Below are 18,476 nucleotides of genomic sequence, written 5' to 3' on the forward strand. Positions count from 1 at the left end.
ATCATGGGAAAAAAGCACTGTTGAAAAATATTTTGTTACATGCACCTATTGAATAACTCGTATATGTTATAATGAAAATCCTAACTACAACAAAGTATAAATATTACTTATAGGTAATAAGAATCCGGTTGCTTGCGGGTAGATTTTAAAGCCTCATTTCACACACCACGACCAAAACGATTATCATGAAGGATAAGTTTCATTCCCTTCTTCTTGTCCATCTCTAACCGTTTTCTCGCAAGCAGCTATTATATTTTTTTACAAATCTGAAATTCAAGAAGCAGTACCGATTGTAGGAAACTCATTTGAATAAACTTATTCGAGCATTCAATGATTTCTTCTTATCAAAATCAGCCAGTTTGAATTATGTACTGGCGCCTGAACTAAGAAAAATCCTGTTCAGTCATATCAACTGCCACAACATTATGCAGTAAATTTTGAAAAGAGTATTGTAAAACTTCCTAGGATTGATGAAGTTAAAGCAATTCTTCACAGGCGGTTGAAGGTACTCTAAAAACAGCAACTATTTCAAGATAAAACAGAAATCATTTCAAGATAGAACAGCAATCATTTCAAGATAGAACAGCAATCATTTCAAGATCCTACACTGAAAAATATTTTATAAGTATTCTTGTGGAAGATGGATAAGAACAGCCTACAAAACAGGAATTTTCAGAATCTACCACAAGTAGGAATAGATGTTGGTATCAAAGATTTTTCAGTTCTTTCTACAGGAGAAAAAATGGAGAACCCTAAATACTTGAAAAATTCTCTTAACCGGTTGAAAGTCCCGCAAAAAAGAGTAAGTAGAAAAGTTAAAGGTTCTAAAAATCGAGAGAGGTTCTAAAAATCGAGAGAAGGCAAGACTGCTATTTTCAAAACTCCATAAAAAATTAGCAATTAGATGAACGATTTCCAGCATAAACTCTCTTCTAAACTTATCAGCGAGAACCAAGCTATTGCGCTGGAAACACTGAGTATTAAAGGCATGCAAAAAAATCATTGTTTAGCTCAAGCTGTAAGTGATTCTGCATGGAGTAGCTTTGTTACAAAATTAGAATACAAAGCAGGATGGTTCGGTAAAACTATCCTGAGAATAGGACAGTTTGAACCCTCATCTAAACTTTGTAATGTCTGTGGATATTATAACCCTAATCTGAATCCTAATGCTAGAGAATAGGAATGTCCTGATTGTAATACAAAACATGATAAGGATATTAATGCTGCAATCAATATCAAAAAATTCTCACTTCAAAATCAAAATCTTATAGTTACTTGACACCTGCGGAACACGGGGATGGGTTTGGGAACTTGTTCTCAAAAGAGAAAGGAATGAACTAGGAGCTTCTCACTTGAAACTAACCCGAAAGGCAGAGGATTCAGGGAGGAGTAGTTCACGTGAGTCTAATGGAAATAGGTTTAGAGAAGATTTCTATAGAGCCTTATTTTCGACTTTTTATCGTCGGTACCGGGCAGCCAGCAGTTCTTATAACCTCATCGGCAAGACTGCCTAATAAAAATCTTCCAATTCCACTTTTTCCCTGAGTTCCAACAACAATTAGATCAACTTCTTTTTGTTCTGCAAATTCAGTGATTGCACGAGCTGGTCTGCCAGATAGTATGAAGGTCTCAAGATTTACACCCTGTGCAGTTTCCTTTACCCAATTGACTGCTTCTTCCTCTTCTTTTCTAATTCTTTTATATAGATTTCCTGCAATTGAAACTTCAATAGCAGATTTCATGAGGCTCTCATCCATTACATAGATAGCATAGACTGTGGACCCACATGCACAGGCAATTTTTATGGCTGCTTCAACCGCAGACTTATTTTTTTCAGATACATCAGTTGCTATCAATATTTTTTCGAATAACTTTGAATTAGTCATAGATTATTTCCTGCTGGCTAGTTGACATTCAATCTTGATTTGCTGTTAGAGTTAAAAAAGAAGGAAATCAAGATAAAAATTGTGGGCTAAATATTGATTTATTCCAAAGTTATCTCCTAACCTCGTTTCCGAAATAAACTAAGTGCTACAAGTAACCACACAGCCAGCTGCTTTATGAAAAAATTGATTAATATCTTTCACTCGCATATTGATATTGAAGGATAAAACAAGTACAAATGTAGCTAAAAATATAAGGAAGTTACATAACAACGGTTCTCGGAGAAGTTTTTCATTCCCACAGCAAGCTAGCGAGGTATTCAAATGAAATAAATATTTTAAAATTTCGTATAAAAAAATATATTAATTCTCAGACTATAAATTCTTTTGAAAATTACTTATGTCAATTATTTTTCGCGATTAACGATATTTATTATAATAGAAAGTTTTAAATTTAGTATAATTATATAATTTTTTGAATTAAAAAACATCTTTTATTGTGAGTGGGTCAACAATTAGTAACGATAGGCATAGTGCGACTAAAGAGATGGAGTCATATGGGAAAATGAAAGCTAGCATGCAACACTTTCCTGAGAAAAACCCCAATCCTGTACTTAGTGTTGAAAAGGATGGTACTGTTCTTTACTCAAATGAGGCAGCTAAGACCTTATTACTCCGATGGGGTGTGGAAATCGGAGACAAACTGCCTTCCTATATTGGAGATATTGCGCAAAGGGTACTTTGCCAGAATAGACCGAATAAAATGGAAATTAAAGTGGGAAAAAAAGTATACTTAGCCACGTTTCAACCCTTACCCGAAGAAGAGTATGTAAACATTTATGGATTCGATATAAGTGACCAAAAAGTGCTTGAAGAAAAACTTCGGGAGAGCGAGGAAAAATATTGTATCGTAGCAGATAACACTTTCGACTGGGAATTTTGGATGGATCCTGATGGCCGTTTACTGTACACATCGCCTTCTTGCGAGCGGGTCACAGGATACGCTGTCTGGGAATTCATGGACAAACCTGATCTGCTCCAAGAAATAATACATCCTGACGATCAAAAGGCATTTTTCCAGTATGGACATAATACGCCACCGAGTAGTCATGGTAATATCGAGTTTCGAATTATAACTAAAGATGACAAAATAAGATGTATTCACCACCAGTGCCAGCCTTTCTATGACAGTAAGGGATGCTACGCTGGAAGAAGGGGCAGCAATCGCGACATCACCGAATGCAATCAAGGAGAGCACCGGATTCGCAGATACAACCGTATTTTAGAGGGAATCAATTGGATCTTCAGCAATGTGGTGCAGGCAAAAACAGAAGAAAAATTGGGGGAAGCATGTCTATCTGTAGCCCTGAAAGTGACAGGCAGCGAGTTTGGTTTTATTATTGAAATGGGTTCTGATGGGCTACTGCATGATATTGCAAAAAGTGAGCTGGCATGGGAACAGTGTCGTATGTACGACAAGACAGGGCATCTTACTTTCCCTAGAGATTATGTTGTACATGGTTTGTATGGCAGTGTCATAATCAACGAGAAAAGCTTTTTTACCAATGATCCACAGTCGTACCCAGACAGCAGAGGCTTGCCTGAAGGGCATCCGCCAATCACATCGTTTCTTGGTGTTCCCCTTGTTCAGGAAGGAAAAACGATAGGTTCAATTGCTGTAGCAAACCGTGAAGGTGGCTATAGCTATGAGCAACAGGAGGATCTCGAAGCTATTGCGCCGGCGGTGACACAAGTTCTGCAGAGGAGAAAGGTTGAACAGGAGCGCAAACTGGCTGAGCAAGAATTAAAGGAAAGTGAGGTGCGGTTTAAAGCACTGGTGCAGGATCTAGAATCCGGTGTTTTTCTCATTGATGGCGAGGGTAAATTTGCAATATATAATCCAGCATTTCTGCAAATTTTCAATGTCTCTGAACAAGAGCTTGAGCATAAAGAGATTCAAGACCTTAGTTGGGATACGTGGGATGTTGTTGATAAGGATGGTAATGCTTTGAGGTTTGAGTCTCACCCAGTACAGTACGCCAGGATTAATCGCAAGCCTGTAAAGAATCAGGTCATTGGCATACGTCGTTATTCGCAAGATGATTGGGTATGGACGCTTGCTAGTACCGAACCTCTGCTAAACCCCGATGGTAGCATTAACATTATAATTTGCACTTTTACAGACATTACACAACTCAAGAATACAGAAAATGCCCTTAAAATAGCAAATGAAACATTGGAAGAAAAAGTTCAAGAACGTACCGTAGAGCTTGAAAAAGCTTACAGTACATTGAAAGAAAAAGAAGAACTTCTTTCTGATGCTCAAGAAATGGCTCATATTGGAAATTGGGAGCAGAATTTTGTAACTGGTAAATTACATTGGTCTGATGAAATGTATCGGATTTTTGGACTTAAGCCTCGAGAGTTTGAAGTAAATTATGGCTTATTTTTAAGTCACTTACATTCAGATGACCAAGATTATGTCGATAATGCCGTTAAAGGAGCTTTAAGCGGAAAACCCTTTAGTACTGATCATAGAATAATTCTATCCAATGGAGAAGAGCGCATAGCCCATTCTAAAGGTGAAACTGTTTTCGATAAGGAAAATAATCCTGTCCAGATTAGAGGAACAACACAAGATATAACAGACCTTAGAATCGTTGAAGAGAGAATTAAGACCCTGGCAAATATTGTGGAATCATCACTGGACGCTGTGGGAACTTTATCACTTGATGGCATTATTACCAGCTGGAATAAAGGAGCAGAAGGGGTTTATGGTTATTCCGCGGAAGAAATTCTCGGAAAGCATGTATCCATTTTGGCTCCACCTCATTTAGATAAAGAAACTCTGAAATTAATAGAATTAATTAAACAGGGAGAAACGATTCACCAACATGAGACTTTAAGGTTAAGGAAATACGCAAAGAAAATATATGTCTCAATAACTCTTTCTCCGGTTTTTGATACTAATGGAAAGCTGACAGCTTTCTCGTTCATTTCAAGAGATATAACCGAACGCAAAAAAGCTGAAGAAGCTCTCAGGAATTTCGAAATTGCCCGTAAGAAGGAATTACATCACAGAATCAAGAACAATCTTCAGGTTATCTCATCCCTTCTGGATCTTCAGGCTGATTTGTTTAAAGGCAGAAAGACTATCACAGATTCGGAAGTATCGAAAGCTTTCAAAGAAAGTATTGATCGAGTTCTTTCTATTGCTCTTATACATGAGGAATTGTACAAAGGTAAAAATATTGATTTGCTTGACTTTTCGCAATACATAAAGGAATTAGCTAATAATCTACTCCTAACATACAGTCTCAAGACCGATGTTAGTTTAAATTTTGACCTGGAAGAAAACATTTTCTTAGATATGGATACTGCTATTCCATTGGGGATAGTTATCAACGAAATTGTTTCAAACTCCTTTAAATATGCATTTTCCGGCAGGGATAAAGGAGAAATAAGAATTAAACTTCACAAAGAGGGAAACGGAGAAAGAAAGAACGAGGAATTTGTAAGTACTGCTTATGTTCTATCCGTCGCAGACAACGGCATCGGTATACCCGAAGACCTTAACATTGAAGACCTTGATAGCCTGGGACTCCAGCTTGTAACTTCTCTTGTCGACCAGTTAGAGGGAAAACTTGAACTGAAAGGGAATAATGGAACGGAGTTTACTATAAAATTCACAGTCACAGAGATAAATAATCAGGCATCAGTATCAGAAGTATAACAATCAATTGAATAATGTTATTAGGACTTATAGTCACCGTATTATATAATGCAACATTTATATATTTAATATGATTATATTAATTTAGTTATGAGCTTAGAGATGTTTACTACTTCTGATATTGCCACAGCTATATGTCGTTCCAGTGACAACAATGAGAAGTTAAGACTTCAAGCATTATTGTTGGTTAAAAATGGTTTGAGTCCAGCTAAAGTTGCAGAAGATTTTTCAGTTCACCGTTCAACAGTTCATCGTTGGATGAAAAGAGCTGAAGAAGAAGGTTTGTCTAGCCTTAAATGTAAACCTGGTAGAGGAGTAAAGTCCTATTTAACTGCAGAGCAACTTTCTGAATTAAGGAAAGCATTCTCAAAACCTATCCCAACAGACGATGGTTTTTCTCGCGGTTGGCAAACAAAAGATGCAATTCAATTTGTCAGAGAGAAATTTGGAATATCTTATTCCAAATCAAGAATGAGACAAATTATTAAAAATTTAGGGTTTAGTAGAATTACATGTAGACCTCAATCAAAAAGGCGAAATCAGGCATTAACAAACGAATTTATTGCTGAAATCAAAAAAAAGATTCCTAAATCCTAATCATTTATTCGTCACCCAGGATGAAAGTAGTTTTTATGTAGATTCAAACAGATCAAAATGTTGGGCAATAAAAGGCTCTAAACCTATTAAATTTATAAATGGTTCAAAAGCTAAAATCAACATTGGAGGATTCTACACTGAAAACGGAGACTTTTATTGGTATGATTTAGGAATTAAAAAGAATACAGACTCTCTTATAAAATCATTAATCAAGTTTAAAAAAGAAATAGGAAGAAATATATTTCTTCTAATGGACAGAGCGCCGTGGCATAAATCAAAAAAGGCAAGGGAATTCTTTCAAAAAAACAAATATTGGTTGCAAATATTGCTTTTCCCTCCAGCTACTCCAGATAGGAACCCAACAGAGTATTGTTGGAAAATGACAAGAGAAGACTTAACGTCAATAAAATCATTCAAGAATGTGAAAGTATTGAAGGAAGAACTAGATGAGTTTTGGGAGAAACATACATTCACACACAAAATGTCGCATTATTTAAAATGGTGACTATACGTATTTACCCGCTCTTGAGTCTAAATAACTGCACTTATAGTTGCGCCTGTAATTATTGCAACAAAAACTCATTGTACCTTATGAGTAGTTGCATTATTTATCCTCGTGACATAGAAGCTTCTCCACTTATCTCAACCCACTTTCCACTCAATTTCAACAGCAGCAATAATCATAGATATAAATCATATGGTTATTCAAAACAACTGAATATAAAAAGTGCTAAATTAAACCATTACTTTTAAACTTAATTTTAACTATTGTGAAATAAAACTTAACAAAACCAATAAACTTATATTGGTTTCTGTATATTATTATATACGCGAATAAAATATATTAAAACAAGTGTTTAAACGGTAGGAAAATCCTACGCTACTTTTATAATAAAAATTCGCGAGCAATACTTAAAACAAAGACATTACTGCAATCATTGCAGACATAATTGTTTGTTGATACGTATGCTGAAAAGCGTCTGGCATTTAAGCTGAGAGAATTGAACTACCTGTATTTGCTTCTTATTTTTTGGGTGGTTGTTTGGAAACAGCATATAGTATCATGAAATTATAGAGTTGATATATGTGGATATAGATAAAAAGAGATTTCTAAAATCACTAGGATTTCGGCGAGAAGTTGAGACAGTTGCAAAGTGTATATGTCCGTTATGTGAGGAGAGAGTAGACGAAGACGAATTCCGAAGCGAAGCGTTTGTCAAGGAATTCAAAAGTTCAGGACTGTGCCAGGGATGTCAGGACACGGTTTTTGGATATAAGGTAGCGTGGTGATCGATCAATTACCTATTAAGGTATTGGAAATCCCTGTTTAAGGTGGCAAGCATGGATTTTGATTTACCTCTACCTTTAATTTCTCACAGAAAAAGATTTATATTTTTTTCACAAACTTCTTGTTTTAACTCCTATATTCGCCATTTCTCGTTCGTATTATCTAATTTTATAGTGGTCTTTGATTTAAAATAAATTTCCACAAAAGTTTATTTCTTGTTCATATTATCTAATTTTATAGTGGTCTTTGATTTAAAATAGATTTCCACAAAAGTTTACTTTTGAAGTTTACTTTTAAAGAGTCCATTTTCTTAACTTACTTCAGTTTCTTCAATTGGGCCCATCAATCTTGCCAGCCATTTCGTTTCCTCAAAGCTTTCAAGTATAATCTTCAAAACTATTGTAAGTGGTATCGAAAGCAGCACACCTGCAAGTCCAAACACAAAATTCCAGTAAAGAAGAGCAAGAAACAGGAAAGCAGGAGATAGTTGCAAGCCTCTTCCCATAATGGATGGGAAAAGAACATTTTCTGCAAGTGCGTCCACAATGACGATAATTAAAATGACTGCGATAGCTCCTAAAGGCCCATACTTGAAAAGCGCAAGCATTATGGGAGGAACAGAAGCAATAACCAGACCAATATAGGGAATATAACTTAATAGAAATATGAGGACTCCCCAGAGAATAGCATAGTCGATGCCTCCGATAAAGAGAAGGAGAGCAATTGTAATACCAGTTATAAGGTTTATTTCTGCTCTTATGACAATGAATTTTACCAGCTTTTTGCTAAATTTACTCATCCTCAAGCGGAGTTCGGACTGCTTTCCAATTTCCGAGTCTACTTTTTCAGGAGTATTGGCGGCATCAATTAGCAAAAATGCTGCTGTAACAATAATAATTCCGACTGTTGCTCCAGCATTCACAATTCCATTAACGGTATTTGCCATGAGAGAAATTGTTATCGATACCATACTACGGAGAATCGACTGTATGGAAAATTCTTCATATGAAGGGACATATTTTGCAAGATTATTCACAAGTTCGGTCAACTGAGCTTGATAAATCGGAATCTGACTTCCAAACTGCAATGCTGCTTCAACAACTATTATCCCAAGAACCAGGATAATTAGAGTAAATAGTAAAATTACCAGAATAACACTCAGTACACCTGGAATACCTCTTTGTTTTAGCCAGCGGACAAGCGGAGTAAAGATCAACGCGGTAAACACAGAGAAAAAGACGACTGTAAGTATTGATGCAATTTCCCGCATCCCTATTGTCAAAATAACGGCAGCGGTGCTGTAAAGTAAAATTTTAGCGGGTACTGAATAATCGTTTGAATTTATAATTTCATCCCCCCAATTTTGCTTTCGCAGTTATACATATAGTCGCGCCTGTAATTATTGAAACTATTGAAACAAAAACTCATTGTACCTTATTGAGTAGTTGCATTATTATCCTCGTGACTATAGAAACTCATGCCTGCTTTTTAACTTCTCTAAAAATAACATCTGTCAAATATATCAAATATTACTTGCCTTAGCACAGCCATTTCTTCTAACTCTTCTCAGGCTAGAACTCAGTCCTCATATGCCATTTGATCGAGCGCAGTTGTTGTAATTGTCATAATGAGTGCATTTTGTCCAGGCTCAATTTTCACTCCATAGGCATCCTGATGTTCCATAGGCATCCTGATGTTCCATAGGCATCCTGATGTGAACTCATTTTTTCGAGATTTCTGCAATTTGCTCCCCTTCAACATCAATCCTATACGCATGATCCAGAATATTGCCCCTAATTTCCATTTCAAGGATCACTCTCCTGATCTATTCAGTTTCATCAAGAATCACTTTCCTTATTTATTCAATCTCAATACCTTCACTTGAAGAAACAACTTACTAATCTTATCATAACACAAAGAAAAATAAAAACAAAGAAGGATAATAATATTTCATTTTTTTGCAAGAGAATTAATAATTAAAATCCCAATTACATGTATTCTTTCCAGGATTAAACTTTCCAGGCTTGAACTTTTCAGGCTTGAACTTTTCAGGCTTGAATTTTTTAGGTTTGAACCTTTCAGGTTTGAATTTTACAGATTTGAGATCTCCAGAATCGCTCTTTTAAGGTATTTTCACAAGGCTTTTCTGTAAATCTCGATAATATCTTCTTTTGAAAGCTCTCTGGGATTTGTTCGGCGGCAGACATCCTGCATTGCATGTTCAGCCAGAAGTTCGAGATCTTCTTCCTTTGCTCCAAGCTCTTTTAAGCCGGAAGGAATTCCTATATCCAATGCGAGTTTCCTGATGGCTTCTATAGCCCGGTCTGCGGCTTCTTCATGGCTTAGTCCTTCCACTTTTTCTCCCATTGCCCGGGCAATATCTGCAAAGCGTTCCGGGACGACTTTCTTGTTGTATGCTTCCACATACGGAAGAAGAATCGCATTGCAGACCCCGTGTGGAAGGTTATAAAGTCCTCCTAGCTGGTGCGCCATGGAATGTACATAACCAAGGCTTGCGTTGTTGAAAGCAATACCTGCCAGGTATTCGGCATGTGCCATCATATCCCTGGTCCTCACGTCTTCTCCGTGGGCAACGGCTTCACGTAAATATTTTGAGATAAGTTCTATGGATTTGATAGCAGCTGCATCTGTTGTAGGCGTGGCCATGGTAGAAACGTAAGCTTCAACCGCATGAGTTAAAGCGTCCATACCGGTTGCAGCCGTAAGTGCAGGTGGCATACTGACCATGAGTTCAGGGTCGTTAACTGCAATATAAGGGGTAATGCGCGGGTCGACGATTGCCATTTTGATATGCCGCTTCGTATCCGTAATAATTGTAAAACTCGTCATCTCACTCGCAGTGCCAGCAGTCGTATTTACCGTGATAAGTGGAGGAATTCCTTTTGTAACTTTTCCGACGCCCTCATAATCATTGATTAATCCACCATTATATACTACAATGCCAATTGCCTTTGCGCAGTCCATAGGACTTCCTCCTCCGACAGCGATTATTATATTACAGTCCTCTTTTCTGTAAATATCCGCTCCTTCCATAACTGAAGTATCTGTCGGATTAGGGTCTGCTCCTGGAAAGATTGTGCCTTCCAGGCCTGCGTCTTTAAGAATTTTGTATATGTCCAGTGCAAGCCGTTCTCCATGCTTGCTTTTGCCGGAAACTATAAGGGCTTTTGTAGCTCCCAGATCTTTTGCATGCTTGCCGATTTCTTTTACGCAGCCAGCTCCCATAAGGGCGACTTTCGGGTTCAGATAGGTATATGTTTTGTTTTCGGTCATGATTTATATTCCCCCTGGCAATTCTTTTTAGATACCCTAAACAGATCTTTATAAATTTTTTATTGGAAATTCAATATATTAATGGAAATTATTTTTCTCGGTGACTAATAAAGTTTTGCTCCGGGACATAATTTTTGAAGCCATGAACAAAAGCCATGAGAGCAAAAGGTGTTTTATCCCAAAATTACATTTCTTTCTTAATTTTTCAATTGTAATGATCTGTCGTATACGGGTGATCACCATTTCACTTCAACTTCGAAGTTGTTTCATTGTACAGAATCATTCTACATTACCAAAATGAAGCTTAAATTTACTCAGCATTTAATTTTTTTGTGCCGTCTGTTACTATTCGCGTATTGAACATTCAAATGGTTTTGAATCTGCGAAATCATTTCAGGATAAAAAAGTGATACTAAATTTATAACTGTGTAAATATAAATATAAAGACCCATAAAAAACAGAGAACTAAATACGTATAAAAAAAGAGCCAATAGCTATGGATAAGTTTGTTTTTTTCCAAACGTATAGCTATTTAATAAATCAATCCTAATTAAATATACATGAGTGGGATCAGGCTTGGGGTAGATTGTCTTTCAACATATGAAGAAGGAATAAAAAGAGAGTGGATTATAGGAAACGGACTTGGAGGATATGCTTCCTCTACAGTTATCGGGGTAGACACAAGGACTTACCACGGGCTGCTTGTGGCTGCTCCAGAAAACTCACCAGGAAGGTTTGTACTGCTTTCTTCCCTTGATGAGGAAATTTCTACTGATGAAGAGAGTTATAAACTTGCAGTCCATAAATTTCCAGATACTGTTTCTCCTACGGGCTTCAATTGCCTTTCCGAATACCTTCAAAACCCATTTCCTCTCTGGATTTACCAGCCTGGCGATTTTACCGTGAAGAAAAAAGTCTTCATGATTCATAACAGTAACACGACCTGTATTCTCTATGATATCGAATCCAGAAAAGATGAAGCTTTGCTGAAAGTTTTTCCACTGATAAACTCAAGAGACTTCCATTACACTGCTCGCTCAGGATACCTTTCTTTTTCTCAGAAAGCTCATCCGGAAGGAGTAGAGCTGGAGAGTTCTAATGGTTTTACCTTCTCTCTTTCATCCAATCTTGAATATCATTCTGATCCCAGGTGGTACTATAACCTGGAGTATGATGCTGAAAAGCAAAGAGGGCTTAACTACCAGGAAGATAATTTCAGTCCTGGATATTTCGAAGGCAAGCTCAAACAGGGAATTTCTCGTTTCTTTATCATTGCTTCAACAGACGAGATTCCTTCTCTTAATCTCAGAAAAGTTGATGAACTCTATAAAAGGGCAGTAAACCGCCAGAACTTACTTATTCTCAATTCCAGGCTTACAGATCCTTTTGCCCTTAAACTTCTCAGGGCAACGGACACTTTTACAGTGAAGAATCCTTCTTCAGGTGAAAATACTGTAATTGCAGGATATCACTGGTACTCTGACTGGGGAAGGGATACCATGATATCTCTAACTGGCCTGTACTTAATTCCTTATCGTCATGAAGAAGCCAGGTCCGTTCTCATGAATTTTGCTAAATATTGCAGGAAAGGCTTAATTCCCAACACTTTTCCGTCTTTTGGAGGAGAACCAGTCTATAATACGGTAGACGCTTCTCTCTGGTTTATCCATGCTGTTAGCCGCTATTTTGCATATACAGGCAACTTTCTTTTCCTCGCAGATATCTGGGACACTATAGAGGCTATTATAGATAACTACTGTAAAGGTACGAACTTTGGAATCTGCATGGATTCTGATCATCTTATTCGGCAGGGACCTCAACTAACCTGGATGGACGCTAAAATTGGAGAGCGGGCAGTAACTCCTAGAGTAGGTAAAGCCTGTGAAATTAATGCCCTCTGGTACAATGCCTTGAAAATTGCTTCCAGCCTGGGTACTATTCTTGGAAAAGAGGTCTTTTTATATGAGATGCTTGCAGATGGTGTGGCCTCAAATTTTGAGAGCGTTTTCTGGAACCCGGAAACTAACTGTCTCTTTGACCTTGTATATCAGGATGAAGCCGGAAACGAGGTTAAAGACCCTGCAATTCGCCCCAACCAAATCTTTGCCGTATCTCTTCCTAACACCATGCTCCCCCCTGAGAAAGAAAAAGCGATTGTGGACAGAGTTGAAAAAGATCTTTTGACACCCTTTGGGCTTAGAAGTCTTTCGACTGATAACCCATTATATAAAGGACAGTATCATGGAGATGCATTCACTCGGGACACAGCTTATCATAATGGGACAGCCTGGCCCTGGCTCCTTGGCGCTTATGTGAGAGCTTACCGGAAGGTTCACAATTATTCCGAAAAGAGTCTTGAAGATATGAGGGCTCTTCTGGAAGGCTTTAACACGCATCTTGAAACCGAAGGCTTTGGTACCATTTCCGAAGTTTTTAATGGCGATTATCCTTACTCTCCAGGCGGATGCATAGCTCAGGCCTGGAGCGTTGCAGAAATTTTTAGAGCATATGTAGAGGACGTGCTTGAGATCAGGCCACTCTTAAGCACAATATCCCCAGCAGTCTTAAGCACAATATCCCAGGAAATGGATATGACGAGCCTCTCATTGAGTAAGATGAATGAGAGAACAATATAAGCTGGACAATATAAGCTGGAGGGGAATAATATGAACTGGAAAGACCATGGGGAGCTATTTATACGGTCTAGAAAAAATCCAATACTTACGGTTGAAGATTGGCCTTATCGAGCTAATTCAGTATTTAACCCTGCAGCTGCTATAATTGATGGTAAAATTCTGTTACTGGTCAGGGTTGAGGACCACAGGGGTTTTTCTCACTTTACGGTAGCAAGGAGTGAAAACGGAATTGATGGCTGGGAAATTGACAGTGAGCCAACCTTTTTTCCGGACCCCGTAAATTACCCTGAAGAGATATATGGCGTTGAAGACCCGCGCATAACTTACATCGATGAGATGGGAAAGTGGGCTATAGTATATGTGGCTTTTTCGGATAGTGGTCCCTTGCCAGCCCTTGCCTTTACCGAGGATTTTCGTAATTTTGACCGAGCAGGATCTTTGATGCCTCCAGATAATAAAGACGCTGCTATTTTTCCTGTAAGGTTTAACGGCAAATGGGCTATGTTACACAGGCCTGCACCTACTACTCACACTTTGAAAGCTAATATCTGGATCTCCTTTTCTTACGATATGAAATCCTGGGAAAAACCTGAAGTTCTTCTGTATGCCAGGGAAGGTGGATGGTGGGATGCTTATAAAATCGGTTTATGCCCACAACCGCTCCGTACACCAGAAGGCTGGTTAATTATGTACCATGGAGTACGCCAGACGACCTCGAAAATAAGTTACAGGCTCGGGCTTGCTCTTCTTGATCTTGAAGATCCCACGAAAGTGCTCCGCAGGTCGGAAGGCTGGATTTTCGGGCCTCGTGAGACATACGAACGCAGTGGAGATGTCAATGACGTTGTTTTTCCCTGCGGATGGGTCTTAGTAAACGATAAAATTCGTATTTATTACGGAGCTGCCGATACCTCGGTATCAGTTGCCAGTGCAAAATTTAGTGATATCATGGAGTATATCTGCGGGTGCCCTGGAAAACAGTTCCCTGAAGAATACTGCAGGTGGTTTGCAGAAAATAAGGGAAAGAATATTGATCTGAGAAGAGGATAAATCTGGAACTGGATGATCGTCTACTGAAAACCATAATCCTGTATCTTTAGTTTTAACACTGGTTTGGAAGGAACTTAATGTTTAGCATCCTATCTACTGTGTCTCGTAGCCTATGATCTCTGATTCCTCTATTTTATGACCACAATATTTACATTCATGTGGTTGATAGCAGATGATTTCATAAGGATCTTCAACCTTGTTCAAAGTAGAACCAGGATTTCTTTTCTGACCACCAGGACGTTTAATACTTCCTTTTTGTGAACTCTCTGTTTTAGGCTTCTTTTTGCTGATAACACCATTGGAAGGACGTTTCTTTTTGCCTTGAATCCAATTTAACAAAGACTTTAATTCATTTATCCGTTCTTAAAGCTTAATTACTTTAGATTCTAAAACCTCAATGAACATCTTTAGCTTTGTTTTGAGATTCTAAAGCCTCAATATATGAGACAATAGTATCATGATTCAAGCGGTATTGAGTAAGAATCTCTTTACGTTCTATATACAGCTCTCAAATATTTTTGAGTTTTATATTATATTAATAATAAAATGTTAAATTTATATGAAAAATAACTCCGAAATTGAAGTAGCTGGATAGTTAATCTAAGAATAAAGTTAACATTGATTAGTATTCAAATTTAGGAACTGTTTTAATTTTAAGGTATTATTATTCATTAAATTTTAAGGTATTATCATCCATTAAATTTTAAGATATCTTCATTTATTAAATTTTAAGATATCACCATCCATTAAATTTTTTTTAGAGATTTTTACTGGCCTTTAATGTACTCAAAAGTCCAGAGTGGAATTCCTCCCATTTCTCCCTTTTCAAGATGTTCCATCTCATGAGCTGCACTATATGCCGGCGTACCTTTCAGTTTTATGTGTTTTTTCTTTAATTCCCTGATTGTTATTTTCCTGAGATCAGGGTTTACCTCTGCAAATATGATGTTTTTTGCATGTAGGGTTATTATGTAGGGCCTTTCAACCAGTTCTCTTTCTTCTTTTGTTCCGCATTTTTCCAGCCTTCGGATGACTCCTTCCTCGGCTATGACTTCGGGTTCGATAAAGAAGTATATCTTTTCCAGAGTATAGCCGGTTTTGCTCTCCTCATCATAATAAGTGATCACGTCTTTTACTGCCATGCTTTTTGTTTCTTCAGAGGCATAACTCCAGGAGCCTCCTGATTTTAATGAAAGCAGAAAAGGAAGAAATAGATCTTCTGAAATTCCAAAACTGGAAATCATATGCTTTTCCAGGGCTGAAAATTTGAAGATTGCTTGAATTTCTTCAATGTCCATATTCACTTCCCCTTCTTAAGAATTTGAATCTCGAAGTCGATTTTATTTTTCTTTATAAATTTTCTGAGAATTAAGCTGTATGTTTTGGCAGGTTCTAATTTACTGACTGATACTTTTCCTAACCTTCAAAGATTAAGTCTTTTGAGTTTATGACGAAACACTTTCCGGTTTGAGGAATTTTTTACTTCTCCCAAAAACCGATTTTTTGTTCACAGCTAAACATAGGATGTCTCCGCTATCTCTGCCTGGCAATCTTATCATAATAAATGTACTTAAATATTTAATTATGTCTTCAAAATGTGAGAATTACAACTTATAAATATCTCCGAGTTTTTTGCATTTGATAAGTTGTCAGAGAGAAATAAGCTAATTTTTATACATAATGGAATAACAAATAAGTATATATAGTCAACATTCATACATTTACACTCACTCCATCGGTAAATAAAAAAACAGTTAGAGCTTTGAGTCCTAGATTTGAGTCCTAGATTTGAGTCCTAGACTTGAGTCCTAGACTTGAGTCCTAGATTAAACTGATTTCAAAAATTAATATTTCCTCACGGTTCAGATAATGTTTGATTATTGGAGTATGTTAAACTTTTAAAAGTGAAAAATATGTAATTTCAGAAACGCTCTAAGGAATTTGTTTCAATGACCAATAATAATAGTTCGCTTCAAATACTCTATTTTCTGTTTAGACCACATAGAAAACTGTTAGGCATCTATCTCATAAGTCTTCTAGTTTTCAGCTTTTTGGATGTTCTCAGAGTATTCCTTATCTATCCAATTATTAACTATGGACTCAATATCAATCAGAGTTCTAATTTTCTTGATAGAATTTATCAATCATGTACCTATGGAGATCTTAATCCATTTCTTGTATCTGCTATTGTACTTGCTATTGTAAGTATAATTAGTGCAGGAGTAGAAGTCGGTGTCTCGTATCTTGGAAGTAAGACATTTGCTACTGTAAGGGATACAACTGATCGCCTGGTTTTTAATACCCTGAGAAAACAGCCATATGAATATTTTGCCAGTCATAAGCAGGGTGATATTTTATATATTGGGCAACAAGCAGTAGAGCAAACAGGACTTGCTGTTTTTAACGTTGTAGGCTTTTTTCAGAATCTGTTGCTTTGTTTGTTCTATCTCTCGTTTATTTTTATTTTATCCTTCAAGATCAGTACTTTTATTCTAATTTTTGGAGCCATCTATGTTTTTCTCATGAAAAACGTTATTTTTTCAAGAGTTTACAGACATTCATTAGTTTTAAACCACTCCGCACGCGCAAAATCTGTCATATATAACGAGTTTATTTCAGGAATTAAAACAATATTTATTACTGATTCAATCAATTTCTGGGCCGGGAATTACAATAAGGCAGTAGATAATATTAAAAAAAGTTATGTATTTGCTATGATTCTTCAACGACTGCCAGGCGCAGCAAATAACCTGCTGATCTTTCTAATAATTTCACTTGGTGCTGCAGGGCTTTACTATTTAACTGATGGTCATTTTTTGCCATATATAGGAATATTTGGGACGTTCCTGCTTGCTCTTTACAGGACAATACCTGCCCTAAACGCTTGCCAGTCACAGTTTGGTGTAATAGTACAGCAGTTTCCTGCAATTGAAGCAGTATATAATTTTCTGCAGGAGAAAAATAATATGAATGTTCATTTAAATAACGTGCAGAAGCGAGAATTCCTGTTTCAAAAATCAATCATTTTTAAAAATGTGTTTTTCAGATACAGTGACACTCAAAAATATACCATCAACAACTTGTCGTTTACAATTAAAAAAAGCACAAAAACTGCAATCGTCGGTAATTCTGGTGCTGGAAAAACTACAGTTGCAAATTTATTGGCACTTTTGTACAGGCCAACATCTGGAGAAATCCTTGTCGATGGAGTAAATCTTAACGAATTCAATCATTCTGATTATTTAAAGAGACTCGGATACCTTGGGCAGGAGACGTTTATTTATCACGACTCCATTAAAGAGAATATCCGATTTGGTCTAGACTGCAATGATGAGGAAATCATCGAAGCTGCAAAACTTGCCGATGCTCATGAATTTATTATAGCGACCTCTGAAGGTTACGATACAATTATTGGTGACCAGGGTATCAAACTTTCTGGAGGACAACGGCAACGTATTGCAATTGCACGGATAATCTTGCGAAAACCTGAAATTTTGCTCTTAGATGAGGCAACAAGTTCACTTGATAACATAGCTGAACAGCGCGTAATGGAATCAATTGATAGAATCTCAAAGGATATGACAGTAATAACTATCGCACACCGCTTGTCGACGGTAAAAAATGCGGATGTAATTTATGTGCTAAAAAACGGAGAGATTGTTGAGAGTGGAAAACACGATGAGTTGCTTGAGTTAAAGGGTGAGTACTACAAACTCTATAACAAGGCACCTCTATTTTCAAGCAACTATCTTGATTTATCGACTGAGACCACGTCTTTATAAACAAAGTTCATATATTTATACACAAAACTCCTGCAAAGGCAATGATAAACAAATGTAATATTGGTATTAATAATAAAAAACAAGATTATGCGGCCTTATCCACTGCAAGCAAAGGGAAATATTCGTGCTAGCAATGCCAATTACTGTTTTTTATTTCAAATGTATAATTCTTGGAATAATTTAAAAACTTCTAAAATAGAAAATTATATATTG

At 37.0% G+C, this 18,476-nt stretch carries 11 protein-coding genes and 1 pseudogene; 7 read left to right on the forward strand and 5 right to left on the reverse strand.

All coding sequences use genetic code 11. The features are described 5' to 3' along the window. Nucleotides 1–382: 382 nt before the first annotated feature. A pseudogene (locus tag MSBRM_RS19410) lies at nt 383–1,279 on the forward strand (RNA-guided endonuclease TnpB family protein); the annotation flags it as partial. 163 nt (nt 1,280–1,442) lie between these two features. Here MSBRM_RS19410 and MSBRM_RS08850 read toward each other — a convergent pair. Next, complete coding sequence (locus MSBRM_RS08850; RefSeq protein WP_048117725.1) at nt 1,443–1,886, reverse strand: universal stress protein; 444 nt, start codon at nt 1,884–1,886, stop codon at nt 1,443–1,445. 562 nt (nt 1,887–2,448) lie between these two features. Here MSBRM_RS08850 and MSBRM_RS08855 point away from each other — a divergent pair. Together MSBRM_RS08855 and MSBRM_RS19415 are read left to right on the forward strand one after the other, a co-directional pair. Then, entirely contained in the window at nt 2,449–5,616 is a 3,168-nt protein-coding gene (locus tag MSBRM_RS08855) for a PAS domain S-box protein (protein ID WP_048155430.1), read from the forward strand. Nucleotides 5,617–5,706: 90 nt separating this feature from the next. After that, nucleotides 5,707–6,718 (forward strand): IS630 family transposase gene (locus MSBRM_RS19415; RefSeq protein WP_155396457.1). Its coding sequence is split into 2 segments (ribosomal slippage): nt 5,707–6,191 and nt 6,190–6,718, totalling 1,014 coding nucleotides; the frame shifts between segments, so codons are not numbered across the junction. Between the two features lie 1,093 nt (nt 6,719–7,811). Here the strand turns inward: MSBRM_RS19415 and MSBRM_RS08880 are convergent. Continuing rightward, nucleotides 7,812–8,876, reverse strand: coding sequence for an AI-2E family transporter (locus MSBRM_RS08880; protein ID WP_255361965.1), 1,065 nt, complete (start codon nt 8,874–8,876; stop codon nt 7,812–7,814). Nucleotides 8,877–9,079: 203 nt separating this feature from the next. Continuing rightward, nucleotides 9,080–9,310, reverse strand: coding sequence for a hypothetical protein (locus tag MSBRM_RS08885; RefSeq protein WP_048117712.1), 231 nt, complete (start codon nt 9,308–9,310; stop codon nt 9,080–9,082). A 215-nt stretch (nt 9,311–9,525) separates the two neighbouring features. On the opposite strand from MSBRM_RS08885, the gene MSBRM_RS22075 reads away from it, so the two are divergent. Further along, on the forward strand, nt 9,526–9,627 hold the full coding sequence (locus MSBRM_RS22075; RefSeq protein ID WP_394298155.1) for a hypothetical protein: 102 nt from the start codon (nt 9,526–9,528) through the stop codon (nt 9,625–9,627). 7 nt (nt 9,628–9,634) lie between these two features. Here MSBRM_RS22075 and MSBRM_RS08890 read toward each other — a convergent pair whose 3' ends face one another. Then, complete coding sequence (locus tag MSBRM_RS08890) at nt 9,635–10,795, reverse strand: iron-containing alcohol dehydrogenase (RefSeq protein WP_048117709.1); 1,161 nt, start codon at nt 10,793–10,795, stop codon at nt 9,635–9,637. Between the two features lie 560 nt (nt 10,796–11,355). Here MSBRM_RS08890 and MSBRM_RS08895 point away from each other — a divergent pair. Both MSBRM_RS08895 and MSBRM_RS08900 read left to right on the forward strand, forming a co-directional pair. After that, nucleotides 11,356–13,431, forward strand: coding sequence for an amylo-alpha-1,6-glucosidase (locus MSBRM_RS08895; RefSeq protein ID WP_080941460.1), 2,076 nt, complete (start codon nt 11,356–11,358; stop codon nt 13,429–13,431). A 30-nt stretch (nt 13,432–13,461) separates the two neighbouring features. Then, the gene (locus MSBRM_RS08900) at nt 13,462–14,481 is read left to right on the forward strand and encodes a glycoside hydrolase family 130 protein (RefSeq protein WP_048117706.1); all 1,020 of its coding nucleotides are present in this window, start codon (nt 13,462–13,464) and stop codon (nt 14,479–14,481) included. Nucleotides 14,482–15,248: 767 nt separating this feature from the next. On the opposite strand, the gene MSBRM_RS08910 is transcribed toward MSBRM_RS08900, so the two are convergent. Continuing rightward, nucleotides 15,249–15,779 (reverse strand): putative ATP-dependent zinc protease, encoded by a 531-nt coding sequence (locus MSBRM_RS08910; protein WP_048117700.1) that lies wholly within the window; start codon nt 15,777–15,779, stop codon nt 15,249–15,251. 753 nt (nt 15,780–16,532) lie between these two features. On the opposite strand from MSBRM_RS08910, the gene MSBRM_RS08915 reads away from it, so the two are divergent. Continuing rightward, nucleotides 16,533–18,263, forward strand: coding sequence for an ABC transporter ATP-binding protein (locus tag MSBRM_RS08915; protein WP_230629174.1), 1,731 nt, complete (start codon nt 16,533–16,535; stop codon nt 18,261–18,263). The last annotated feature ends 213 nt before the right edge of the window (nt 18,264–18,476 follow it).

The organism is Methanosarcina barkeri MS, assembly GCF_000970025.1.
Taxonomy (GTDB): Archaea; Halobacteriota; Methanosarcinia; order Methanosarcinales; family Methanosarcinaceae; genus Methanosarcina; species Methanosarcina barkeri.

Excerpts from the sequence above, each read along its gene's own strand:
- MSBRM_RS08850 (WP_048117725.1), bottom strand. The coding sequence starts at position 1,886 with ATGACTAATTCAAAGTTATTCGAAAAAATATTGATAGCAACTGATGTA.
- MSBRM_RS08855 (WP_048155430.1), top strand. The coding sequence starts at position 2,449 with ATGAAAGCTAGCATGCAACACTTTCCTGAGAAAAACCCCAATCCTGTA.
- MSBRM_RS08890 (WP_048117709.1), bottom strand. The coding sequence starts at position 10,795 with ATGACCGAAAACAAAACATATACCTATCTGAACCCGAAAGTCGCCCTT.
- MSBRM_RS08895 (WP_080941460.1), top strand. The coding sequence starts at position 11,356 with ATGAGTGGGATCAGGCTTGGGGTAGATTGTCTTTCAACATATGAAGAA.
- MSBRM_RS08900 (WP_048117706.1), top strand. The coding sequence starts at position 13,462 with ATGAACTGGAAAGACCATGGGGAGCTATTTATACGGTCTAGAAAAAAT.
- MSBRM_RS08910 (WP_048117700.1), bottom strand. The coding sequence starts at position 15,779 with ATGGACATTGAAGAAATTCAAGCAATCTTCAAATTTTCAGCCCTGGAA.